The sequence below is a fragment of the Leptospiraceae bacterium genome (genome assembly GCA_025059995.1).
Taxonomy (GTDB): Bacteria; Spirochaetota; Leptospiria; order Leptospirales; family Leptonemataceae; genus SKYB61.
Map to the genome: position 1 here is coordinate 207,858 of JANXCF010000004.1, position 22,910 is coordinate 230,767.

A 22,910-nucleotide genomic window follows, 5' to 3' on the forward strand; every position below is an offset into this window, starting at 1 on the left:
TGACGAATCTGATTCTTGCATTTTATTTTAGAAAGATATAAAGATATGAAGTACTTGATAAAGGATTTATCTAAAATGACAGGGCTTTCTCCAGCAAGAATTCGAAAGTGGCAAGAACGCTATAATATTTTAAGACCTACACAAGCTCATAATGGATATTATTATTACGACAACGACGATTTGCGAGTTTTACTTTTCATAAAAAATCAACTTTCCAATGGGAAAACCCTCAAAGAATTACTCAACATATCTCGAGAGCAAGTATTAAATAAAAATCTCTATCTCCATGAATTCACACAAAAGGAATTAGAATTAATCAATTATATTTCAAATTATCAATACCATGAGATTCAAAAACATTTAGACTCAATTTATAAAAAGTCATTTCTAAAGTGGATAAGCGAGATTCGTAATCTTTTGATTTTAGTTGGAAGAGCTTGGGAAAAAAACTTTCTATCCGTTGCTGATGAACACAGTATTTCTAACTGGATTCGAAGTTATATTGCGAAACACCTTTTAAAAGAAATGAAATTCGAAAAACCTGTTTGGTTGGTTTGTGTATTTCCTGGAGATACTCATGAGTTGGGGGCAATGCTACACTTTGCAAAATTGCTATATTACAAAGTTCCAGCTAAATTCGTAGGCATGTTGCCCAAGCACGAACTATTAAGAGAAATCCGACAAAATTCATATAGAAAAATAAGTATCAGCGTCGTTTTGCCAAAAAAATGGAAAGAGTTAGAAAATCTAAGAAAAGAGATTCAGAAAATCAGCAATGCAAAGGTTTTATTTGGTGGGTATGGTTTCAAACAAACGCAAAAACCCAAAAAAACAATAAAAAACATTCGAACTTAAGGAGTAATAAATGAAAAAGATAGCCGTTATTGGAAGTGGAATTTCAGGATTAGGTGCTGCTTACTATCTAAGCAAAGAATTCGATGTGACGATTTTCGAAAAAGAAAATTACTTAGGAGGTCACACGAATACGATAGAAATCTCTAATGATCGAGAAGTAATCCCTGTGGACACAGGATTTATCGTCTTTAATTTTGTAACATATCCCAACCTTGTAAATCTCTTTCGAGAATTAGAGGTAGAAGCAGTTCCATCGAATATGAGCTTTTCTGTCTGGAATCAAAACAAAAACCTTTATTACTCTACTAAGAATTTCAGTACCATCTTTGCTCAAAGAAAAAATCTATTTAATCCCAGTTTCCTTATTGCCATAAAAGAGATATTAAGATTCAACAAGATTTGCTATGACACATCTATATATGAATGGGATTATGATTTTACCTTGGGAGACTTTTTGAAGGAATATCATTTCAGCAAGAGTTTCATAGAAAACTATCTCATACCTATGACTTCAGCCATCTGGTCGACCAACCCTGAAAAAATCTTAGAATTCCCCATCCGAACTTTGATTCAGTTTTTTAATAACCACGGATTATCAAGTATTAATGGACAACACCAGTGGTATACTGTAAAAAATGGGTCATATAACTACATAAAAAAAATCATCAATAAAACTAAAATTCGTTATTTTCTCAATGAGCCAATAATTTCCATCATAAGAAATTACAAAGAACAAAATGTATGGGTTCAAACGAAAAATCGGAAAGAACGCTTTGATTACGTGGTCATAGCAACTCATGCTCCTACAGCTCTTGAGATTTTACAAGATGCAACACCAAAAGAAATAGATGTCTTACAGAACTTCAAGTATCAAAAAAACATAGCAATTCTCCACAGAGATGTAAGCGTAATGAACAAAAACAAAAAAATATGGTCTGCATGGAATTACAAAATCGGAAAGGGGAATAAAACTTCAACCACATACTATATGACTAAATTACAACCATGGCTTAAAGAAGATATCTTCGTTTCGGTAAATGAATTTCAGGAAATCAGAGAAGAATTCATTTATAAAGTAATCGAATATGAACATCCTGTATTTGACTCCAAGGCTTTGAAAAACCAATTAAAACTTCAAGAACTCAATACCAACGGTTTAGTTTATTTTTGTGGAGCATATTTTCGTTATGGGTTTCACGAAGATGGATTAATTTCAGCTCTTGATGTCGTTAAAAGAATCAAAACCCGTGAAAGCTTAAGAAAAAAACTAGAAGTCTATGAAGCTAAAAGAATTTCAATCTAGTTTATACGAGGTAACGATTGTCCATCGAAGAGTTCGTTATACCCAACATTTACTTAAGTATCGTATTTTCATGTTTTATATTGATATTGATGAGATTGAGCAATTAGATAAAAAGATCAAACTATTCTCATATAATCGAAAAAATATTTATTCTTTATATGACAAAGATCATTTTTACTTCTATGAGTCAAAAGCTTCTATCAAAGAAAATCTAGAACGATACTTCAAAGAAAAGCAACTCATCATTCCAGACAAAATCTATTTGTTAACTAACTTGAGGTTTTTGAATTATGTTTTTAATCCCGTGTCTTTTTATTATTGCTACAAAGACAACCAACTACTTTATATTCTTTCTGAAGTAAACAATACCTTTAATGAACAAAAACCAATTCTTATCCCTATTAGTCATTCTGAGAAGAAAAATGCATTCTTGTACTTTCATAAAAACAAAAAAGATTTCTATGTCTCTCCATTTGTAAAATATGATACTGATTTGCTTTTTTATTTTACTGAACCATCTGAAACTTTACTTATGAGAGTAGATTCAGGTTATTTCAATCAAAACAAACAAGAACATCACGTCATAGCTACAATGTATGGGAAAAGAAAGAAATTGACTGATAAAGAATTGATAAAACTCACAATGAAATATCCTTTTGTGACTTTTAAAGTCATTTTTGGGATCCATTACCATGCACTACTTCTTTGGTTAAAGCAAACTCCTTATTTCACAAAAAGAGAAACCGATCAAATCCTAAGAAAAATTTATTTAAAAAATGGAGGTTATACATATGAACCTATTAAAAACTATGGTCCAAAATGAATACAAAATCATAGAGCCTAAAACCATATCTCAAAAATTTTTTTATCATACATTAAAATACGCTAAAAATGGTGAGTTGCATGTAGTATTGAATGATAATGAAAGATTTGTTTTCGGTGAAAAAAATGAAAAAGAGCCAGCTTTTCTATTCGTGAAAAATCCCAATTTCTTTCGAAGAGTATTGTGGTTTGGTGATATTGGATTTGCCGAAGCCTATATGAATGGTGAATTTGAAACAAATGACCTGTACCGTTTGTTAGAGTGGTTTCTCGATAATGCTGACTCAATACCTATCTTTGTTTTATCAAATGCTAAGAACTCACTTATTAATATCTTTGAAATTTTTAATTTTGTTCTCCATAAATTTAGAAAAAATACTTTAAAAAAATCAAAAGAAAATATTGCTTATCATTATGATTTGTCTAATGAATTCTATCAATTGATGTTAGATGAGACTTTGACTTATTCAAGTGGTATTTATTTTCCAAACGATACAAAAAATTTAACCAGTGCACAAATATCAAAATATGAGAAAATATGTAGAAAGCTCAACCTCAAACCCTATATGCATATTTTAGAAATAGGATCGGGTTGGGGTGGTTTTGCTAAATACGTAGCAGAAAACTATCATTGTTATGTAGATACGATTACTATTTCTGAAAAGCAATATATGTTCGTAAAAGAGTTAATTGAAAGAAATTCTCTTTCTGATAGAATACGTGTTTATTTTCTGGACTATCGTTTATTAGATCCAAAAAAATTTGGTCTGTATGATCGAGTAGTTTCAATCGAAATGGCGGAGGCTGTCGGATACGAGTACTTTCCAGAATACTTCAAAACAATAGAGAAAATGCTTAAGTCCGATGGCTTAGCATTAATACAATATATTAATTATCCTGAGTATGCGTATAAAAAATATTTAAAAACAACGGACTTTATACAAAAATATATCTTCCCTGGTGGGCAGTTACTTTCACATTACGAAGTTTTAAAAGCTCTTCAAGAAACTAAGCTTTGTATGTATGATTTAGAAAGTTTTGGCTTAAGCTATGCTGAAACTTTAAAGTCTTGGAGGAATAATTTCCTGAATAACTTAGAAAAAATCAAAGCTTTAGGGTTTGATGATAAATTCATTCGAATGTGGTTGTATTACTTGATTTATTGTGAAGTAGGTTTCCGAAAAAGATATGTTAATGTAAGTCAGATTCTTCTATCAAGACCTATGAACAAAGATCTTATCGATGGTGTTTATTTCTAAATTAGGCTTTGGTCTTTTGATATTTATGATTATTTCTAATCCCGTCTTATCACAAGTGAAGAAAAGAGAATTCTTTGGTTATGCTTTTGATTTGAAAACCAATCAATTTCTATACAAAGAAAGATATATCGTAACCTATGAAAATCAAAGATTGACAACTATCGTTGTGATCTATACAGATATCCAGAATCAAGTAATTGGAAAAAAAGTATCTAATTACCAAAGATATCCCACTATACCTTTGTTCCAACTAGAGTACTACAGAAATGGTTACACAGAAGGTTCATTGTACGAGGACAATGGATTTCGGGTTTTTTATCAAGACAAAGGACAACCCAAGAAAGTTTCTAAACTCTTTCCCTTTGATAGAAACATTTCATTAGACTCTGGATTACATCCTAAGATACAAATGCATTTTGATGATCTATTAAAAGGGAAATCAATCAAGTTGAATTTTGCTGTCCCTTCTCAATTGGATATCTTGCAATTTCGACTATATAAGCAAAAAGAATGGTTTTTAAAAGAGAGAAAAACTGTAAGACTAATCTTAGAAATTGATAATTTTTTTCTTAGATTTCTCGTAGAACCAGTAATCCTCGATTATGACATACAAACAAAAGAATTAGTTCAATACATTGGAATATCCAATTTATACGATGAAAACAATAAACCATATAAAGTAAAAATCATTTTTGACCATGAAGGAGATGGATATGATATTACAACGAGTTCAACATATACCAAGAAATATTGATGAAGTCTGGGATTTTTTTAGCAATCCCAGAAATTTAAAAATCATCACACCCCCTTACATGGGATTTGATATCATAAATGAAGTGCCTGAGAAAATGTATGAAGGACTTTTGATTGAATATCGAGTATCTCCACTTCTGAACATTCCCTTAAAATGGATTTCTGAAATATCATATATAAAAGAGAAAGAGTATTTTATTGATGAACAGAAGGTTGGTCCTTATAAATTATGGCATCATACTCATATCTTCGAGAAGAAAGATAATGGTGTTTTAATGAAAGATATTGTATATTATGAATTACCATTTTCACCAATTTCGAATATCATATTGCCATTGATTGAAAATCGATTAAAGGAAATTTTCAATTATCGTTATAATAAGATCAAAGAACTTTTCCCATAGGAAAATTCAAAAATCCGATAAAAAAAATTTCTCTATGCTAATTTTTAAAAAAATGATTGAAAAAATTAAACTCTCAGATATAATTGAAATTAAGATGGATATATTAACACAACTTAATGGCAATCCAGATGCTATAAAAGAAATTATCCAAAATTTAGAAGCCCAATTAGTGAGTTTATATGCTGAAAAAGAATACTTAGAGAAAGAAATCGGAGTATCAGATCCTGTTATCATAGTAGAAATGATAAGAAACATGGAAAAGCAACTCATTGATCTATATAAGGAAAGACAAGAAGCTATATATATTGACACGAAAGAGATTGTGATACAAGGACCAAAAAAAATAATCGTTAGAAAAAATAGTTAGTAGAATATGAATGAAATCAATAAATTATCAAGTTTCAGAAGTATCCACGAAAGTATCCACGAAAAAGCTGCCTTTTGGGCAAAACATCAACATAAATTCGTCAGTGATGATTTTTTAGAGAGACTAGAGGATATCAATCATAAAGAATTAGATACACAAAGTATAGGAATCATAGAAATAGATGACAAAGGTAAAATTCTATACTTTAATGATACTGAATCTAAACAAACTGGATTAAAAAAAGAACAGGTTTTGAATAAGAATTTTTTTACAGAAGTCGCAATATGCACAAATAATCTCCTATTTCGAAGTATATTTGAGCAAGGTGTATTGGACAATCATTTGAATCATTTACTTCCCTATGTTTTTACTTACAAAATGGATCCAATATTTGTAAAAATCCATTTGTATCGAACAAAAACAAAAAGAAATTTCATCTTGATTAAGAGAGATTAAAAATACATTCAATATATTATAAAACTATCAAAACAAATCAAAAATATAATTTTATGTTTTTTTATCAAATTCGAAAAAAATTTTCTTTTTTTGTCGAAACTTTATAAAAAAGTATCGACAACCATTAAGAAATGTTTTTTATTTTAACTATGGAAACAAAAAATTCATTTGAAGAGAGTTTATATAGAATGAAGATGAATATTGATAGTATGGAAAAACAATTGATTGATTTGTATTCAGAAAAAGAATTCTTAGAGAGAGAAATTCATACATCAAACCCAATCTTAATTGTTCACATGATTAAGAATATGGAAAGACAGTTAAAAGAACTTTATGAAGAAAAAAGAAATTATTTAGTAATTGATGCCAATCAAATCATCATTCAAGGAGCAAAGAAAATAATCATTCGTAAAAAAAGTTCATAGGAGGTTTTAATGGAAACTACAAAATATCAAAATGAAATTTTGGAAAAACTTCAAAAGCAAGCAAAGTTTTGGGCTGATTCTTCCCAAAAGTTCGTTCCAGATACACTACTCGAGAATATTGATTTCATGAACAAATCAGAGCTCGAGGATACTTCATTTGGGATAATTGAGTTAGATGATAAAGGAAGAGTAATATTCTTCAATAACACAGAGTCAAAACTCACAGGGGTGAGCAAAGAAGAAGCAGTAGGAAAAAATTTCTTTACTGAAGTAGCACCATGCACCAACAATTTTATCTTCAAAGGAACTTTTGAAAATGGCGTTCAAAAGAACGAGTTAAATCATCTTTTTCCTTACACATTTACATATCGTATGGCACCTACTCATGTAAAAGTCCATCTCTATCGAACTAAACAAAGAAGAAATTTTATTTTTATCCTAAGGAGATAAAATGTTCTTTGACGTCGATATATATCATCATAGTTTGAACTGGATGAACCCATGGAGAAATATTCTCTTTGATCTATTAAAGTATAAAAGTAATCCTATTTTGATAACGAAAGAAACTATATACACAGCCGATTCTCTTTGGACCTTAAGTCGGCTGTGGAAAGAGCTTCTTGCTAAATTTTCACTAAAAAAAGGAGATACTATCTTACTTCACCTTCCAAAAAGTGAGCATCTATTAGCGAATATTATCAACGGTCTTTTCCAAAGTTATCCTCTGATTTTAGCCAATCCAAAATGGGATTTATGGGAAATCAAAAAACAAACAAATCCAAAGATTATCATCACAGACAAAAATAACTTTGAATATTTTTCTCATTTCATGAAAGAAAAACAATATGAGTTTATTCGTGTTTTAAACCAAGACTTTGTAATCATACATCTTCCAGAAGGAAATAATATTGAAGAAGTAGTTTTTTTTCTAAGGACTTCTGGAACTCATTCACCAAAATGGATTGGTTTAACTAACCGTGAAATTTTTTTTAATATTAATGTTCATAGTAAAATATTCGAGGAATATTCGATAGTTCTTTCTATCCTTCCTTGGTTCCATTCTTTTGGATTGATCTTGGATTTACTTTCTACTTTTCTAAAAAAGTCATATATTATCATTGATGAAAATCATGGAAAAGACATTGAATATATTGACTTCCTTTTTGAAAAGTTTTTGTTCCGCCACTTAAGCATGGTTCCTCTCACGTTAGAAAAACTAATAGAAAATGGGTATGAATCTATTTTATTTCACCTAAATTCAGGAATTATCGGCGGAGCAAAAATTCCTTCGAAATATTTACCTCTACTAAAAAATACAAAACTAAGAGTTGGTTATGGTCAAACAGAAGCAGGACCAGGCATTAGCATTGGAGAACCTGGAGATTGGGAAAATAATTATGTTGGTAGAATTCTATGTGATGTAATGATTTCTGAAGATGGCGAAATCCTATATCATGGCGATAATGTGTACCAATATGAATTAAAAGATGGAAGTATTATAAAATACGATTCCAATCGTTGGGTTTCCTCAGGAGACTTGGGTTTTCTTATCGACGATCGATTGTATTACGAAGGAAGAAAATCATATATTTTTAAATTGAAAAATGGCAGGTGGTTCAATCCATTATTAATAGAAGAGCAAATCAAAAGAGAATATCAAATCGACCATTGTATTATCTTGAATGATAACCACGTCGGTTTGATTGTTATTTTTTCTAATGATATAAGAACAACTTATCTAATTCCCTTGATTGAAAAAACGCTTTTGTATGCTATTCGTCCATACATAAAAGCTATAATAACGATACAGAAAGAAGAATTTTTTAAAACAAACAAGGGAGATTATGACCGATTAAAAATCTATAAATATGTTGTAGGACGATATGGATTACATGATTACCGAGTTAAATGAGTTTGAAGTAACATTAAAACAAGATATAGCAAGAAATTATAAAAATCTATCATTTGACTATGATAATTTTATTACAAAAATGAAAAAAGACATTGAAAATATAATTAACGATGCTTTATCTACCGACGAAATTAAAATCCATCTTGCATTGCAATATAATATCTTGAAATCAAAGTGGATAATTTTAAATAATCGAATACAAAGTCATAACTTGAGATATGGAACCGTCCATGAGGAATTGGTTATGAAGGCTTACATCATGAGCCAGTTTATTGGTTTTATTGAGAAATACCTCGAACTAACTCAAAAGAAATCTATAGATACATTTCTTTCTAATTATAATGAGATTCTAAATGCCAGCTTATTTTTGGTTACCTTAAACCACAATGATCTCATCATTGAGCCAAAAGAAATCAAAATCTTTGAACCCAAAAAGGTTGTTATAAAAAAGAGAAATAAACAAAGAAGCTAAAAAATTGCAATATTTCATTATCAATCTTTAAATAACCCAAAATCCATGGCAAAATTTAATTATATTCTTTTGGGTTTTGCAGAATTAGGTTTCTTTTTCGTAGAAATTATAATTCGACTCTATCTCTTAAAATATTATACTGATGAGATAAAACTCGATCCGAAATTAGCAGGTATTGCGATTTCAATATCCCTTCTTTGGGATGCTATATCCGATCCTCTTATGGGCTATATTTCTGATCATTTTCCTTTGGTGATAAGGACTAAAAATCAAGTTTGGAAGAAGAAGCGTGTTTTTTACATGATTCTGGGGTCTCTTTTTACTTCTTTATTTTTTATCGTTCTATTTCTGGATTTTATAAAAGAAAGAAGCCAAGTTGAGAAATTTTTTTACTTGTTAGTTAATTATTTCTTTCTTAATACATTTCTGACCATTATGTCCGTTCCGCATTCAGCTCTTTGCAGTGAAGCTTCTATTAATCCCAATGATAGAAATTGGATTTTTGGATTTCGATTAATTTGGGGAAATATTGGATTGATTTTGGGGATTCTTCTTCCCACTTATTTTTCCTTGAATCAAGAAGGTGTGATAAAAAATATTTTATTTGCAGCAGTAATTCTTATAAGTGTGTGGGTATCATCTTTAGTTGGTTTTCAGCTTGATACACACGAAAAAACTTTTACTCCAAAATCTTATTTTTTTGATGTTTTTCGAACAACTAAATTTCTACTAAAAAACCAATATCTTTTTGTTTTGGTGCTCAGCTATTTTATCGCTTTTGTGGGTATCGGGATCAACTCTGCTATTGCGTTGTTCTATTATGAATATACTCTAAAGTTTTCAGAACAAGAAACGTCTCTTATTCTTTTAGTATTTTTGTTGGTTTGGACCTTTTCAGTTCCTGTTTGGATTTGGTTAGCCAAAAGATTTGAAAAAAAACACTTAATTCTTTTAGCTATTTTTTCATTAGGTTTGGGAACTGTTCTTGGGTATCCCAATTTTCCAGAAAGAGATTTGATCTACCCTTTGATTGCTTCTGTGGTTGGAGGTATCCTTGCAGCAAGTATTGTTCTAATGGATACTTTGATTGCTGATTTAACTAATTACGATTTCGTGAAATTAAGATTTCGAGAAAAACGAGATGGCTTATTTTTTGGATTTCTAAAAATGATCATTAAAGTTTCTCGAGCTGTTTCTATTTTGATCTCAAGTTTTGCTTTGGGTTTTATTGGTTTTCATGAGAATCCCTTATCTTTTGAAGTCTCAAGAAACATATCTTATATTTTTGGATATGGAGTGGGATTCTTTTTGATTTTGTCGTCGTTAGTTTTTTTGAGTTTTGATTATGATAGCAAAAAACACGAAAAGGTGATTCGGATTATACAAACTTACCAAAAGCTGAAAGAAGCTCCCCAAAACCTTTCCAAATCAATAGTTTAAAAATTCGATTTGACTAAGAGTTCAAATCAAAAATTCTTGGTTGTTTAGAAAAAAATCCCTCTGGAGTTGGAAAATGAAAGCAGGAATCCATCCCGAACTAAAAGATGCGGTAATCCGTTGCGTATGTGGAGCTGTTTATAAAACCAAAACCACCAAAGGAGACCTTCACGTTGAAATTTGTGCGAATTGTCATCCCTTTTACACTGGAACTCAAAAAATTGTAGATTCCGCTGGAAGAGTAGAAAAATTCAAACGTAAATACAAACTCAAATAACATGCAACCAAAAGAAGAAAGGATCCCTCCTGAATACTTTCAGATTGCAAGAGAAGGCATTTTTCGCCTCATGGCGAACATCAAAAGTGTTATCACCATCAAAACCCAAAAGTTGGAATATATTTTAGCTGCTAAGATTGCTGGAGGTCATGTAATTTTGGCTGACTCTCATGGTGTGGGAAAAACTTCTCTTGCTAAAGCTTTAGCAGGTTCAATTCGTTGGAATCACACAAGCATCAATCGTCAGGGCATTCCGATCGAAAGTTTTTCTCGTATCCAATGCACAGTGGATTTGCTCCCACAAGACATCTTGGGTTTCAATCAATTTGACATTAAGAATAATCAATATCGATTCAACAAAGGACCTATTTTTGCTCATTTTATCCTCACGGACGAAATTAATTTACTAACCCCCAAAACTCAAGGTTCTTTCTTCCAAGTAATGGAAGAACAAACCGTCACCATCGAAGGAACAACATACGAAATCCCTGATCCTTTTTTCATCATTGCTACCATGAACCTAAAAGGAGCTCATTTGTTTCCACTTCCTGCTCCTCAGTTAGATCGATTCATGATTCGAATCTCTATGGGTTATCCAGAAGAAAACGAAGAAAGTTCCATTATCGAAAAACACGGAAAAGAAAATTCATGGGATGGATTTGGACCCGTTATTGAAGATAAAGAACTACTGGCTTGGCAGAAGTTAGTGGATCATGTTAGCCTATCGAGAGAAGTCATCGACTATATAACCAGAATCATCCGAAAAACTCGTCATCATCCAGGTGTTATAACTGGTGCAAGTCCAAGAGCGGGTATTAAACTCTCAAGGGCAAGTAGAGCCTTGGCCCTCATTCGTGGAATGGATTATGTATCGATCGACATTGTAAAAGAGATGGCAGTTCCAGTGCTGGCTCATCGTTTGGAGTTAGAGGACCCAGCGATGGATGCTAATGAAATCATTACTCAGGTTCTAAAAGAAGTTCCCACGAAGGTGTGATGTTTCAAAAACTCTATGAAGGTTTTTCTCTTTACTATCCTTTTACGTGGAATGGCACTTTTCTTTTAGTGATCAGTTTATTTTTGTTGGGAATTGCGTGGGGGACGTTAAACATGTTTGCTTTAATCTTTTCTATTTTGGGGATTTTTTGGCTGGTTTTTGTGATGATAGTAGGTTTCATTTCAAAAATCCGAAATCAAGAAAGCTATGTTCTTTGTGAATTACAGCAAACTATTTATTCTCGATTGATCAATCAACATATCCAAGTTTCAGCTGAAAGTATCAGCGTTCCTTTTTTTTTAAGAATGCATTATATCCTGAAGGGGAAAATCAAAGTTGGAAGAAAGGCTTTTTTTTATCTTTACTTTGAGGGTTCAAAACTTCCCTCTGAGAATTTTGTTTCAATTCCTGTTTATTTTCCTTTTTGTGGGATAGCTAATTTAAAAGGTTATGCTTTCATCAAAGACATTTTGAATCTAATCAAAATTCCCCTGAAAAAACCCGATGAAATCAAAATTTCCATCCATCCACCGTTGTTTTCAGAAAAACCTCAAATTCAAATCATGCCTTCATCAACTTTAGAAAGCACAAAGAAGATACAAACTTCAGATGAAGAAAAATACTTCATGAGGGAATACATTCCTGGGGATCGACTAAAAGACATCAACTGGAAGAGTTCCATCAAGTTAAATGAACTAATCACGAAAATCTCTCCTTTATCGCCAGAAGAGTCAAAAACCATTCACATCGAAATCCGTCCTTATCACTATCACAAAAACAAAGATGGTATTAACGCCATCCTGCAAATCAATTACCTAAAGAGCTGGGTGCTCTCATTCATAAGAGCATGGAAACAACAAAACCCAAAATACAAATTTCATGTCAACACAGGAAAAGAAATCCTACACGTAAACGAGGACAACGACATAGAAATCCTCTCAAGAAAGCTTTCAGAGTTAGAATACATAACTCAGCCAAGCTTGATTGATCCTTCAAATTCCTTAGAGAAATTTATTTTTTCCACGAGTTTTGATATCCATCTTCATGATTATCTTCAAAATGCGAAATCTAAAATCTATCTATTTCACGTTGGGTATGGGGAAAAACGAAAAGTAGGTGTTTTAAAAACTCCAAGTTTGAATGTTCTTCCTGGTTTGTGGGTTTTTCGTAAGGAAAGATTAAACTCCCAACCCCCCAAACCTATGATAGGAAAATTAATAGAAGAATCCCTAAAAGCTGTTATAATTTAGAATATGAAGTTTTTACAAGAACATGCCCTGTTTATCACAAGGTTTTTTTTATACATAACCGCATTGATTTTTCCTTTTTTCCATCCTGCCATTGCCGTTTCCCATGATCTTTATACGAAGATTACGTTGTTGTTTCTTCTTCCCCTTTCGATGATCTTTGGTTATTTCTTGATACCACCCAGATGGGATTTCAAAAAAAGCCTAATTACTTTGATGGTGATTTTTTTTGTGACTTCTCTCATTTTCTTTCCTTTTGATATGAGCTTACTTTTTCCTTTTGCTGTTGTATTATGGGGGTATTTTAGCACCTTGTTAATTTTTCAATCTCAAGGAAAGTTTCCTTTTTTTGCTACTTTGGAGATTTTTCTTTTGATAACGATTTATTATCAGCTCTTACAATATAGTCGATCCTCTGAAGAAGTAGCACAAGCGAGTGAAGGTATCAATAATTTACTGATAGCCATACTACTTTTTAGTTTTATCTTACATTCTTTGACTTTATACATCAGTTTTTTTGGTGGAAAGAGTATTTCGAAATACAAAAAAGAACTTTCACTTTTTGCTGTCATTGGGATTCCGTTGTTTTTGTTCATTGCCTTCATGATACCTCCTGATTTCGTAAAACATCAAGTAGTCTATAACCCATTAGAGCCTGAGCCTCCATTAACTCCGATGGAGGGGGATGGTTTCTTCGATAGAAGACAAGGTGGAGGTCAAGAAGAGAACTTTCGCAACGGAAAACCACTTGGAAAACGCAAAGAAAAATTTCCCTCGGAATTACACAATCCTAATCCTGATCAACAAAACCAAGGAGGAGAATCCTCAAGATCAGAACAAGAAAACCCACAGCCAAGAGAGAAAAACCGTTTAGAGGGGGTTCCTTCTGAGATGTGGGAACAATTCAAAAGTTCCCAACATTCAAAAGGAAAACAAATAGCTGTGATGGTGATTGCATCAGAAATCCAACCCATTTACGCAGCAGAAAGTTATTTAGTCAGGTATGAACCCCAAACTGGATTTTTGATTGATGAACAAGAAATGTTGAACCAACTTAAAAACCTTCACCTGATTTCTACATGGAATGATCCAGAAAAACCTTTGGATGAAAAACGATCTCCCTATTCAATTTTTTATCTATCAACTCTAAAGGATCGTGTTATCGCTTATCGACCCTTTCAAATCGAACCTACAATCAAAGATGAAAGATACTACCCTTTTGAGTTTTCTTATATCGCTATTAGTGGAGTCAGTATATCCAAACCTGAGGATTGGAAAAATTTGACCTTACAAGACTTATCCCAAGAACCTAACTTCTCAGTAGAAAAGTATTTATCGTTGAATTTAAGCAAAGAAGAGGAACAACTTTTGAAATCTCATGTTAAATCTCTCCTTGCCTCGAAAAATCCTTCAAACTATTTTGATGTTTTGAATTCCATCTTAGAAAGTTATCGAACTTATAAATACAAATTAGGTTTCCAAGAAAAAACTGATTTCAATCAAATCAAAGATTTTCTTTTCAAGACAAAAGAAGGCGACTGCACGGAATTCTCAGCAGCAACAGCTCTACTACTTCGCAGTGCCAACATCCCAGCAAGAGTAGTTCATGGTTGGATTGCTTCCCGGGATTTACAAACCCCAGCTCATGTAGGAGGAGTCTATCATTTAAGAAAAAAGATCCCTTCTTTGCAGAAATATGAATTAAAAGATCTTTATTTAGTAACCACAGCACATCGACATGCTTGGGTGCAGGTATATTTTCCCAAATTTGGATGGGTGGATATTGAAACTACTTCTTTTGCTATCCCTCCTGATCCTGAATTTGATCCCAATGCTCAAGATGTGGTGATCCCGTTGATTGACGAGCCCATCCCTCTCAAAAAAGAAAAATTCGATTTCCCTTTTACGTTATTTTTCACGTTTGTTGGAAGTTTGATCGTTCTGACTTTAATGGTTTTGTATTTTTATAAAGTCTTTTTATATACTTTTCTCTTCTTTGCAACACGAAGATACAACCCCAGAGCTACGAATTACCTTAACCGACTTCTTTACATGAAGCTTTATGATTATGGTTTCCCCAAGCGTAAAATCTATGAAACTCCATTGGATTATATCTCAAAAGTTCCTCAAACTGAACGGTTTGCAAAATTGATTACAGAATTAAAGTTTCGTATCAGTCTACCTCAACAAGAAAAAGAGCTACGATACCAAGAACTACTTGACGAATACAAAATGCTTTCTCAAACCCTAAAACCAAAAACGATATGGAAAAAACTCAAGTATCTACTCTCTCTGAAAGGGATTTTCTACAAGCAATGAAAGCCATAAGTTCAATTTTGTTTCTTTTATTGATAGTAAATTGTTCGAAACAATACAATTGGATTGAATATCGAGGTCATCAAGGTTCAGGTTATACTTCCGAACACATTTTTCCGCCTTTAGGATTAAAGTGGAAGATCAAAATCCAAGAAGAACGAATGAGAGCCAAAAGGGCTTTTAATCCCCCCATTGTGATCGATGATGTGATTTACTTTGGATCTCCTGATGGCAACTTCTATGCTTTTGATTTGAACACTGGTTATATGAAGTGGATTTTTAAAACCAAAGGAGCAGTGAATTCTGTTCCTTTTGCAGATGATCAAAATGTTTACTTCGGTTCTAATGATGGAAATGTCTATGCCGTAAATCGAAAAACTGGCGAAGAAGTTTGGTCCTTTTACACAGGAAAAACCGTGCAATCCTTAGTTCTTCGATACAAAGACTATATTATCTTTACAAGTGATACAGGAGCTACGTATTTTTTGGATTTAGATGGAAAGCCGGTCTTTCAACTCCCTAATCCTGTGTGGTCTCATCATACTTTTCAAGTTCAAGATGATATTGTTTATTGGGCACCTCAAGGAAGAAGATTTGGCGCTTATGACATCAATCAACGAAGATTTCTTTGGTATGTTGATGTTACAGCCCCCTACCCATTATGGTATTCATTCCCTGCGATTGATGATGAAAATATTTATTTTTCCTCGAGTTTCTACAAGGGTTATGAAGTGGAATTTAACTACTATGCTGTTAATCGATTTACAGGTGAGCTAAAGTGGCAATATACTGATACATATCAACATAGTCTGTATTATCCTGTCAATGAATATACTTTGTTTTTGGATCACGTAGAACTCTTGGATTATCTGGCTCCAACTTTATGGGAAAATTTAGTGATTTACACCAGTGGAGATACGATAGTTCGTGCTTTTGATAAAAACTCAGGGGATCTCGTTTGGACCAAAAAATTAGACTTTCCTTCTTCTTCAGCTCCAACAGTTGCAGGGGCTCGGATTTATTTTGGGGTCAATGGGATTAGTGAGGCTACGGACTCAGGTTTGTTTGTTCAAGCACCAAAACTGGTTTGTCTTTCCGCAAAAGACGGAACCACCCTATGGGAATATCCCACAGAGGGTGCAGTTTTAAACTCACCTTTGATATCGAATGGGAAAATCATTTTAGGGACTGATGAAAACGTATTTTACGTTTTGGAGGAAGTGTTTCATTTTGAGATTTTTCCTTTCTTGAGATAATAGAAATAATCACCTCGCAACCTCGTTGATAAGTTTTCCTAAGAGGTTATCATGTGTTGTAATGGATTTTTGATTGGCTTCGTATTCCCTTTGGACCTCGATCATTTTTGTCATCTCCCGAACGATATTGACATTCGATGCTTCTAAATATCCCTGTAATATCTTGGGAAAAAATTCTTCTTTAAATTCAAGCATAGGTCCTGATTCAGGAGTAATGGAATAAAAACTATTCCCCTCTTTTTTGAGTTCTCTTGGAAATTCCACTGTTCGTATTTTGATACGATCTAGAAGCACGGGTTCTTCCCATTGGTTCTGTGTTTCATTTGTGCCAATTAAAGGGTCATTTCCATACTTTCGATTGATCCAAATCTCTCCGTTTTCTTTCACAATCCAGTTCCAACGAGAAACTCTGATGGGTCCTTTTTCCCCCAACAAAGGAAAACCATCATGAGTCACAAGAAATCCATCTTTGTCTAATGTGAAATTTCCACTTCGTGTAAGCTTCTCACCTCGATCCGTAAGAACCACAAAAAAAGCAGGAGACTCCATACTTTTGTCATCTATGGCAAGATCAAAATGATTGTCGGTTTTCTTGAGAGCTCCCTTTTCGAAACGGATAAAGACTTCATTCAACTCCACACCCGTTCCAAGTTTTCCCACAATAGGTGCCAAATCAAAGCTTCCTATGGGAACCCAACCTAATCCATCATCCCTCGTTCTTCGAATCAACATCTCTGGAAAGGATTTAAAGATTGCATCTTCTGCTTTGAAGGCTGTTTTATCGACATTGGCAAGATTATTGGCAATCACATCCATTTTGTAGTGGTTCATAATCATGCCCGTTGCTGCGGTGTAGATACCTCTTAACATATTGATTCTTTCGGTTGTTTTTTCATTTTGGCTAATCGATTTATGTTTGTCAGTTTAGGCGCAGGAAAAAATCAAATCCCTCTCATAACAGCTCTGAAAAACCTCCAAATCCCGGTGATTGGCATCGACCAGAATCCCAACTCCATTGGAAAAAAATATTGTGATGTATTTTATCAGAATTCCATCTATGATAAAGAAAAGATTATAAAGCTCCTTAGACCTTACAAAAATCAACTTTTAGGGATATATACACGTTCTTTTGGAAAGGCAATTCAAATAGCAAATGAATTGGCTTTTTTACTGGAACTACCCCATAATCCCATCAATGCTATCCAACAGTATCAAGATAAAAAAAATATCATAAAGATCGCTCTACATCATAGAGACCTAAAAACCCAAAAAAACATGATAGAAAACTTAAACAACGCAAAAACATGGATCATCAAACCCAAAGATAGTTATTGCTTCTATGCAAAAAAAAACATCATTCTCGAAAAAAACTGGGACAAAGTTCAACCTTACCTTCAAAACGAAAACTTTATTGTTGAACCCTATTATGAAGGAAGTGAGTATATTTTTTTTGGAGTTGTGATCGATGGACAACTCTATCCTTTACTCATAACCCAAAAAGAACGTATCTTAGAAGGTGAACTAATCTTTTGTGATTTTTCTCATTTTTTTCCAAATGATTTGGATCCAGAAACAAAATACAAAATCTTTCAAATTTGCCAGTATATCGTTAAAAAAACAGAAATCCAAATAGGACCTTTTTTAGCGGAATTTGTGGTTTCAAAAAATGAAATTTTTTTCATCGAAGCTGCTCCTGAAATCGGAGGAGAAGGTATTCCTGATTTTATGTTTCCTGAAATCTTAAACATACCTTATTTCGAAATGATTGTCGACCTTTATTCAAAAAAACCTATTAAGAATAAAAACTTTTACAAAGAACTCTTATATAAAAAACTTTTAGAAAAAAAAGAAAAATCAATGCTTATACAATTTATTCTTCAAGAAGAGAGCTATTTTCAAAACTTGATTTTTCCTAAGGAACTCTATATGTCTCCCTACTATTACTATTCTGAAATTCTAAAAGATCCAAACACAAAAACCTATTACCAAAATAAAAACCAAGATCGTTTAGGATTTTTTGTTTTGAGTGGAAAGGTTCCTTTAGAAATTCTTCAAAAAGAAAAAGACATCATACTCAAAAAAACCATCATCAATTATTCTGAAAATTCTCTATAGGTTCGAAAGTAATAATCTCTTGATCTGTTTGTTCAATCAGATACCAATTTTTTATCATGGAAATATAATACAACATTCGAAGCATTTTGGGATGAGAAATTTCTTTGTAGTAAAACACTTGGTTTTCCTGCCAAAATCTCTGCAAATCCCATAAGCGTATGGTTTCTTGAGAACATTGGATTTTGCTTAACAAAGGATAGTTTTCGTTGATAAACCAATTCTGATATATAAAAATGCCTGTTTTTGTTTTACTTGATTGTTTGCAAATTTCTTGTTCTTGTTGAAAAGAAAGTTTTGATTTGATGGCTGAGATACCGTCTGGATTTCGATAAAGCAGCACAAAACGATGTTGATCGGAATTCGTATCGAACTCTTTATGGGTCAGCTCCACATGAGGATTTAAGATGAATATTAAAGGGCGTTTTTCGTTCAAGATCATTTGAACGAAATTTTTTTTATTCTCTTTGTTTTCTATTCGTTTTCTTATGATTTTTGAGTTTTGAATTATAAAGCCATGTAAATATTTCGTTGTTTGAAGAAAAAGCACAATGGGAGTAGAATTCGAAAAAGAAGGAAAAGACTCAGACTGATAAAACCTTATTGGAGAAACAACATTAGCACATTGCAGATATTTACAATACAAATAAGAAGAATACATCCCCAAAACAGAACTCGGATTTTGATTATCATGAAAGAAAATTGATTTTATATAATCTTTATAAATTAAATTTAATAATTCTCTATATCTTTTTTGCTCATACAAAAAATCAATATAGATATCCTTCCAGATGTCATAATGGATATCTGTCGGTATCCATTCCATCACACTAAAAAAATAAGGATCAGGAATGTATTGTTGATGAATTTTCTCGAGGGTTTCAAGGATTTCTGATTCAGTGATACCAAATTTTCTTTTTGATAAAAGTAGTCCTAAAAGGACTCCATATTGACTTTTGTTTGACAGGTGTTTTTTATGGATATTGGCGGCTTTGACAAACTCAATCGTAGACTGATAGTATTTCTGCATTTTGTATAGGCACCAACCATTCCATAGTGTGGCATAGTATTCTAAAAGATAAAAACCTTTTTCTTGAGACTTGAACTGAACATCTTCTGCAATTTTTTGAGCCAAATTTATATTGGATCCGTAGAGAATTCGGGATTGAATCAAACGTGCATATTGTTTTTCTAATTCTGTTATGGATTTATTTTTTTGGATCTTATCTAAAAGAATTAAAGTTTCTTTCTCGTTTTTCGTTCCCCAAAAATATAATTCTGCATGACGTATTCGAATCAATCCCTCGGTGATTGGTAATCCAGTCCATAAGTCAGTTCCCTTTTGTTTTTTTAGAAATTCAATATTTTGTTCATTTTGAAGTACTTTAATCAAAAAAGAAAAATTTTTTGATAATATCATCACATTGAAAATAGAGACCAAAGGAAATTGTTGAGAACTTTCTTTGGGATCACTCCAATACTTTTTGATAAAACTTTCTATATCGCCTGCATATAACAGCGATAGATAAAAATCACTACGTAATTGTTTTTGGATATTGGGATCAGTTCGATACATCATATTTTTTATGAGCAAAGCTGCCTCCAAGTTTAGACCAATACTTCTTAGATAATCAGGTAGCCATTTCCCGGTTTGATACATAAAGGGAATGTAATAATTTTTATTGATAAAATCTTCTAACACTATATAGATTTGCGTATAATCTTCAAGCGATAACGGTTTTTTGATTTTATAATATTTTGTATATATTTCCTGCAAAGATGTTAGCCATGAACAGAACATCTCCCCGAAATAATGACAATCATTTATCAAGTCTTTGTAATCATATTCTTGAGTTTTTAGGACTGAAAGATATTTTTCCCATACCTTCAAAGCTGGATTAGAGGAAGGTTTTGGATTTTGCTCCCATAACTGTTCTACTATCCAATAAAATTCAGGAAACTGTCGTAAGAATTCTTTTACTTCCAGCTGCTTTGGTTTGTCATAGTAATAGTAAGCAATTAAATTTCTTAAAAATTCTTTTGAAAATCTTTTTTGATTTTTGTATTCTTTTAAACTAAAAATTTCTTGATTCTCAAAGTAAAAGTCATTACTTGTAATAGAAAAAGAAATGAGAGAGAGTAAAATAATGAACAAAAGAATCTTTCTTTTCATTATGATTTTACCTTTAAATATTATTTTCCCTCAAGCTCAACAGAAAACCACAAATCCTGGTGATAAAATCACTCTAACAGAAAACCCCTTAATAGCAATCCATTCTTCAGATTATCTGGAAAGACACATCGCAAGCAAGAAGTTCCCAAAAGTAAAAGAAGATGCAGAAAAAAACTTACGAAAACTCAATCGAATCTTAAAGCATTATGAAAAAGACATCCCCGAATCCCAAAAGCAATATGAAGAAGCTCTAAACCACTATAAAAAAGCAATGGAGTCATTTGTTTCCAATGATATATTAGAGGCTTATAAAAACCTCCTGCAAAGTCGAAAGATTTCAAATGAACTCTTACAAAAATATGGAGAGGTTTATCAAAAAAGAGCTTTAGAAATTTCCAATGAAGTTTCCAACAAAATCCTACTGAAGGATCCAAAAGAATTTTTAATGGGAAGTTTTAATTACTTAAACTCAGAGCACAACCTTAACGTACTCAAAGATAAAATCCATACAGCTAATTACTTGACTCGAATCCATCAATATGCTGATGCGATAGAACTTTATCGTAATGCGAAAATCATCGGCATCATAACTTTATTACGATTAGAAGAAGAAGCTAATCGTCCAAAAATTTTAGAGAAATTCAAAATTGATTTAGAAGATGCCAACTATAAAGTCGAAAGAACCCTATTAGAAACTTTTTAATCTTTAATAAGAGTCAAAAATAAGAACTTGATGAGTTTCGTGGAATTCGAGGTATTTTTCTACTAAATAACGATTTCCAGCCACTAAACCATAGGAAACAAGGTTGGGTTTATTAAACAAAACCTCCGAAAATTCTTTTTCTAATAAGTGAACTTTCGATAAAGCCACCTGTCCAACTGCCTTTAATAGAGCTACCCCACCACAAATATCCCATTCATTCTTAGGAACTAAAGAGATCAATAAATCACCTTCTTGAATCGCGACTTTGGCTAACTTTCTTGCTACTGAGCCTGTTGGAAAGATATTCCAGCTTGATGAAAATTGGGAAAAGCCATGCTTTTTGAACTCCGTCTTACTCACAAGGATTTTGGCTTGATCCAATTCTTTATTAAAGTAATTGAAGCTTTTGATTGTCTCTTGCATTTTTTCGAAATAATTGTATTTTATCAAAAAAGGTTCAGAATCCAAAAGTTTTCCTTGAACACCTAAAAAAATCCAACCTTCTGCTGGTAAAGCTACAGCTCCTAAGATGGCTTCATTTCTATAAACGAGTCCAACGGATACGGCATATTCAGAGGTATGATTCATAAATTCTCGAGTTCCATCGATGGGATCAACTATCCATAAGTAATCATAAGCGAATCTTTTTTCTTCACTTTTCGATTCTTCAGATAAATAATAAGCTTCTGGGAAAAGAGAACCAAGTTTTTCTTTCAAAAAATCATTCACTAAAATATCCGCAGACGTAATTGGATGGTGGTTACCTTTATAATCAATGCTGAAATTTTTCTCTCTTTGTAAGGATACTAAAATTCTACTAACTTCTTCTAAATTTATAATAAGTGGTTCAATCAAAGATAAAACTTTCACCGAGTTTGGTTTGGAGCTGGCGGGGCCGTGTTTCTATCTTTTTCTTTATCATGGTCTTCTTCTGAAAATTCATCCATGATTAAAAACTTTTCATAAATAGGTGCTTGAATGAAAAATCTTGGGTCATTTGCAAAATCAAACCTAACAATAAAAAATTTATACTTCACATAATAAATATTTGGACCGAGAGGTGCTTCCCAACTTAGGTTTTCTATGGTCAAGTCTTTTAGGTATTTGTCCCCTTCGTAAAAAAATCTTCTTTGAATTGCCATCTTCATGGCACGAAGAAGATTATTTTGTAGAGTCTGCATTTGTTCTTTTTCGGAGCGGAATTTTCTTCGTATCCCTTCTTCTACTGCTCGAAACTCACTCATGACTCCTTCTTTTGGTCCTGCTTCTAAATAAGACAAACTGAGTGGTATGATGAGAAACAAAAAGACTATTTTCTTCATGATTTCCATATCGAAAAATTAATTGCTTAACTTTATTTTGCA

24 protein-coding genes are annotated in these 22,910 nt (G+C 32.5%); 20 read left to right on the forward strand and 4 right to left on the reverse strand.

Features of this window, described 5'->3' with window-relative positions; all coding sequences use genetic code 11:
• Positions 1-45: 45 nt before the first annotated feature.
• From NZ853_07605 to NZ853_07690, 18 genes are all read left to right on the forward strand, one after another.
• Positions 46-855, forward strand: coding sequence for a MerR family transcriptional regulator (locus NZ853_07605; protein ID MCS7205547.1), 810 nt, complete (start codon positions 46-48; stop codon positions 853-855).
• Positions 856-865: 10 nt separating this feature from the next.
• A complete protein-coding gene (locus NZ853_07610; protein ID MCS7205548.1) occupies positions 866-2,158 on the forward strand; it encodes an FAD-dependent oxidoreductase in 1,293 nt (430 codons plus the stop codon).
• On the forward strand, positions 2,133-2,981 hold the full coding sequence (locus NZ853_07615) for a DUF1365 domain-containing protein (protein MCS7205549.1): 849 nt from the start codon (positions 2,133-2,135) through the stop codon (positions 2,979-2,981). Before NZ853_07610 ends, NZ853_07615 begins: the two co-directional genes overlap by 26 nt.
• A complete protein-coding gene (locus tag NZ853_07620) occupies positions 2,950-4,239 on the forward strand; it encodes a cyclopropane-fatty-acyl-phospholipid synthase family protein (protein ID MCS7205550.1) in 1,290 nt (429 codons plus the stop codon). The genes NZ853_07615 and NZ853_07620 overlap by 32 nt, the downstream gene beginning before the upstream one ends.
• Complete coding sequence (locus NZ853_07625; GenBank protein MCS7205551.1) at positions 4,223-4,993, forward strand: hypothetical protein; 771 nt, start codon at positions 4,223-4,225, stop codon at positions 4,991-4,993. Before NZ853_07620 ends, NZ853_07625 begins: the two co-directional genes overlap by 17 nt.
• Positions 4,953-5,396, forward strand: coding sequence for an SRPBCC family protein (locus NZ853_07630; GenBank protein ID MCS7205552.1), 444 nt, complete (start codon positions 4,953-4,955; stop codon positions 5,394-5,396). Before NZ853_07625 ends, NZ853_07630 begins: the two co-directional genes overlap by 41 nt.
• A gap of 94 nt (positions 5,397-5,490) precedes the next feature.
• A complete protein-coding gene (locus NZ853_07635; GenBank protein MCS7205553.1) occupies positions 5,491-5,763 on the forward strand; it encodes a hypothetical protein in 273 nt (90 codons plus the stop codon).
• 6 nt (positions 5,764-5,769) lie between these two features.
• Positions 5,770-6,219, forward strand: a complete 450-nt coding sequence (locus NZ853_07640; protein MCS7205554.1) for a PAS domain-containing protein — start codon at positions 5,770-5,772, stop codon at positions 6,217-6,219.
• Positions 6,220-6,428: 209 nt separating this feature from the next.
• Positions 6,429-6,644: a hypothetical protein gene (locus NZ853_07645; GenBank protein ID MCS7205555.1), complete on the forward strand. Its 216-nt coding sequence runs from the start codon at positions 6,429-6,431 to the stop codon at positions 6,642-6,644.
• Positions 6,645-6,653: 9 nt separating this feature from the next.
• Complete coding sequence (locus NZ853_07650; protein ID MCS7205556.1) at positions 6,654-7,094, forward strand: PAS domain-containing protein; 441 nt, start codon at positions 6,654-6,656, stop codon at positions 7,092-7,094.
• 1 nt (position 7,095) lies between these two features.
• Positions 7,096-8,556 (forward strand): acyl--CoA ligase, encoded by a 1,461-nt coding sequence (locus tag NZ853_07655; protein MCS7205557.1) that lies wholly within the window; start codon positions 7,096-7,098, stop codon positions 8,554-8,556.
• On the forward strand, positions 8,528-9,028 hold the full coding sequence (locus NZ853_07660; protein MCS7205558.1) for a hypothetical protein: 501 nt from the start codon (positions 8,528-8,530) through the stop codon (positions 9,026-9,028). The genes NZ853_07655 and NZ853_07660 overlap by 29 nt, the downstream gene beginning before the upstream one ends.
• A 45-nt stretch (positions 9,029-9,073) precedes the next feature.
• Entirely contained in the window at positions 9,074-10,468 is a 1,395-nt protein-coding gene (locus NZ853_07665; protein MCS7205559.1) for an MFS transporter, read from the forward strand.
• A gap of 73 nt (positions 10,469-10,541) precedes the next feature.
• The gene (gene rpmE, locus NZ853_07670; GenBank protein MCS7205560.1) at positions 10,542-10,742 is read left to right on the forward strand and encodes a 50S ribosomal protein L31; all 201 of its coding nucleotides are present in this window, start codon (positions 10,542-10,544) and stop codon (positions 10,740-10,742) included.
• 1 nt (position 10,743) lies between these two features.
• Positions 10,744-11,739 (forward strand): MoxR family ATPase, encoded by a 996-nt coding sequence (locus NZ853_07675; GenBank protein MCS7205561.1) that lies wholly within the window; start codon positions 10,744-10,746, stop codon positions 11,737-11,739.
• The gene (locus NZ853_07680) at positions 11,739-12,989 is read left to right on the forward strand and encodes a DUF58 domain-containing protein (protein ID MCS7205562.1); all 1,251 of its coding nucleotides are present in this window, start codon (positions 11,739-11,741) and stop codon (positions 12,987-12,989) included. The genes NZ853_07675 and NZ853_07680 overlap by 1 nt, the downstream gene beginning before the upstream one ends.
• A 3-nt stretch (positions 12,990-12,992) precedes the next feature.
• Positions 12,993-15,305 (forward strand): transglutaminase domain-containing protein, encoded by a 2,313-nt coding sequence (locus NZ853_07685; GenBank protein ID MCS7205563.1) that lies wholly within the window; start codon positions 12,993-12,995, stop codon positions 15,303-15,305.
• Positions 15,251-16,558, forward strand: a complete 1,308-nt coding sequence (locus NZ853_07690) for a PQQ-binding-like beta-propeller repeat protein (protein MCS7205564.1) — start codon at positions 15,251-15,253, stop codon at positions 16,556-16,558. Before NZ853_07685 ends, NZ853_07690 begins: the two co-directional genes overlap by 55 nt.
• 9 nt (positions 16,559-16,567) lie before the next feature.
• On the opposite strand, the gene NZ853_07695 is transcribed toward NZ853_07690, so the two are convergent.
• Positions 16,568-17,428: a flagellar hook-basal body protein gene (locus tag NZ853_07695; GenBank protein MCS7205565.1), complete on the reverse strand. Its 861-nt coding sequence runs from the start codon at positions 17,426-17,428 to the stop codon at positions 16,568-16,570.
• Positions 17,429-17,470: 42 nt separating this feature from the next.
• Between NZ853_07695 and NZ853_07700 the strand changes: the two genes are divergently transcribed.
• Positions 17,471-18,673, forward strand: coding sequence for an ATP-grasp domain-containing protein (locus NZ853_07700; GenBank protein ID MCS7205566.1), 1,203 nt, complete (start codon positions 17,471-17,473; stop codon positions 18,671-18,673).
• Here NZ853_07700 and NZ853_07705 read toward each other — a convergent pair.
• A complete protein-coding gene (locus NZ853_07705; GenBank protein MCS7205567.1) occupies positions 18,648-20,843 on the reverse strand; it encodes a hypothetical protein in 2,196 nt (731 codons plus the stop codon). The genes NZ853_07700 and NZ853_07705 overlap by 26 nt on opposite strands.
• Here NZ853_07705 and NZ853_07710 point away from each other — a divergent pair.
• Positions 20,818-21,546: a hypothetical protein gene (locus NZ853_07710; GenBank protein ID MCS7205568.1), complete on the forward strand. Its 729-nt coding sequence runs from the start codon at positions 20,818-20,820 to the stop codon at positions 21,544-21,546. The two genes, NZ853_07705 and NZ853_07710, sit on opposite strands and share 26 nt — an antisense overlap.
• Before the next feature lie 3 nt (positions 21,547-21,549).
• On the opposite strand, the gene NZ853_07715 is transcribed toward NZ853_07710, so the two are convergent.
• Both NZ853_07715 and NZ853_07720 read right to left on the reverse strand, forming a co-directional pair.
• On the reverse strand, positions 21,550-22,416 hold the full coding sequence (locus NZ853_07715; protein ID MCS7205569.1) for a hypothetical protein: 867 nt from the start codon (positions 22,414-22,416) through the stop codon (positions 21,550-21,552).
• The gene (locus NZ853_07720) at positions 22,413-22,877 is read right to left on the reverse strand and encodes a hypothetical protein (protein ID MCS7205570.1); all 465 of its coding nucleotides are present in this window, start codon (positions 22,875-22,877) and stop codon (positions 22,413-22,415) included. The genes NZ853_07715 and NZ853_07720 overlap by 4 nt, the downstream gene beginning before the upstream one ends.
• Between the last annotated feature and the right edge of the window lie 33 nt (positions 22,878-22,910).

Bases quoted from the DNA above. Each gene is read 5' to 3' on its own strand.
- NZ853_07695 (MCS7205565.1), bottom strand. From the start codon at position 17,428: ATGTTAAGAGGTATCTACACCGCAGCAACGGGCATGATTATGAACCAC.
- NZ853_07630 (MCS7205552.1), top strand. From the start codon at position 4,953: ATGATATTACAACGAGTTCAACATATACCAAGAAATATTGATGAAGTC.
- NZ853_07660 (MCS7205558.1), top strand. From the start codon at position 8,528: ATGGATTACATGATTACCGAGTTAAATGAGTTTGAAGTAACATTAAAA.
- NZ853_07700 (MCS7205566.1), top strand. From the start codon at position 17,471: ATGTTTGTCAGTTTAGGCGCAGGAAAAAATCAAATCCCTCTCATAACA.
- NZ853_07605 (MCS7205547.1), top strand. From the start codon at position 46: ATGAAGTACTTGATAAAGGATTTATCTAAAATGACAGGGCTTTCTCCA.
- NZ853_07665 (MCS7205559.1), top strand. From the start codon at position 9,074: ATGGCAAAATTTAATTATATTCTTTTGGGTTTTGCAGAATTAGGTTTC.
- NZ853_07685 (MCS7205563.1), top strand. From the start codon at position 12,993: ATGAAGTTTTTACAAGAACATGCCCTGTTTATCACAAGGTTTTTTTTA.
- NZ853_07705 (MCS7205567.1), bottom strand. From the start codon at position 20,843: ATGAAAAGAAAGATTCTTTTGTTCATTATTTTACTCTCTCTCATTTCT.
- NZ853_07620 (MCS7205550.1), top strand. From the start codon at position 2,950: ATGAACCTATTAAAAACTATGGTCCAAAATGAATACAAAATCATAGAG.
- NZ853_07640 (MCS7205554.1), top strand. From the start codon at position 5,770: ATGAATGAAATCAATAAATTATCAAGTTTCAGAAGTATCCACGAAAGT.
- NZ853_07710 (MCS7205568.1), top strand. From the start codon at position 20,818: ATGAACAAAAGAATCTTTCTTTTCATTATGATTTTACCTTTAAATATT.
- NZ853_07655 (MCS7205557.1), top strand. From the start codon at position 7,096: ATGTTCTTTGACGTCGATATATATCATCATAGTTTGAACTGGATGAAC.
- rpmE (MCS7205560.1), top strand. From the start codon at position 10,542: ATGAAAGCAGGAATCCATCCCGAACTAAAAGATGCGGTAATCCGTTGC.
- NZ853_07680 (MCS7205562.1), top strand. From the start codon at position 11,739: ATGTTTCAAAAACTCTATGAAGGTTTTTCTCTTTACTATCCTTTTACG.
- NZ853_07720 (MCS7205570.1), bottom strand. From the start codon at position 22,877: ATGGAAATCATGAAGAAAATAGTCTTTTTGTTTCTCATCATACCACTC.
- NZ853_07645 (MCS7205555.1), top strand. From the start codon at position 6,429: ATGGAAAAACAATTGATTGATTTGTATTCAGAAAAAGAATTCTTAGAG.
- NZ853_07635 (MCS7205553.1), top strand. From the start codon at position 5,491: ATGGATATATTAACACAACTTAATGGCAATCCAGATGCTATAAAAGAA.
- NZ853_07690 (MCS7205564.1), top strand. From the start codon at position 15,251: ATGGAAAAAACTCAAGTATCTACTCTCTCTGAAAGGGATTTTCTACAA.
- NZ853_07610 (MCS7205548.1), top strand. From the start codon at position 866: ATGAAAAAGATAGCCGTTATTGGAAGTGGAATTTCAGGATTAGGTGCT.
- NZ853_07615 (MCS7205549.1), top strand. From the start codon at position 2,133: ATGAAGCTAAAAGAATTTCAATCTAGTTTATACGAGGTAACGATTGTC.
- NZ853_07650 (MCS7205556.1), top strand. From the start codon at position 6,654: ATGGAAACTACAAAATATCAAAATGAAATTTTGGAAAAACTTCAAAAG.
- NZ853_07675 (MCS7205561.1), top strand. From the start codon at position 10,744: ATGCAACCAAAAGAAGAAAGGATCCCTCCTGAATACTTTCAGATTGCA.
- NZ853_07625 (MCS7205551.1), top strand. From the start codon at position 4,223: ATGGTGTTTATTTCTAAATTAGGCTTTGGTCTTTTGATATTTATGATT.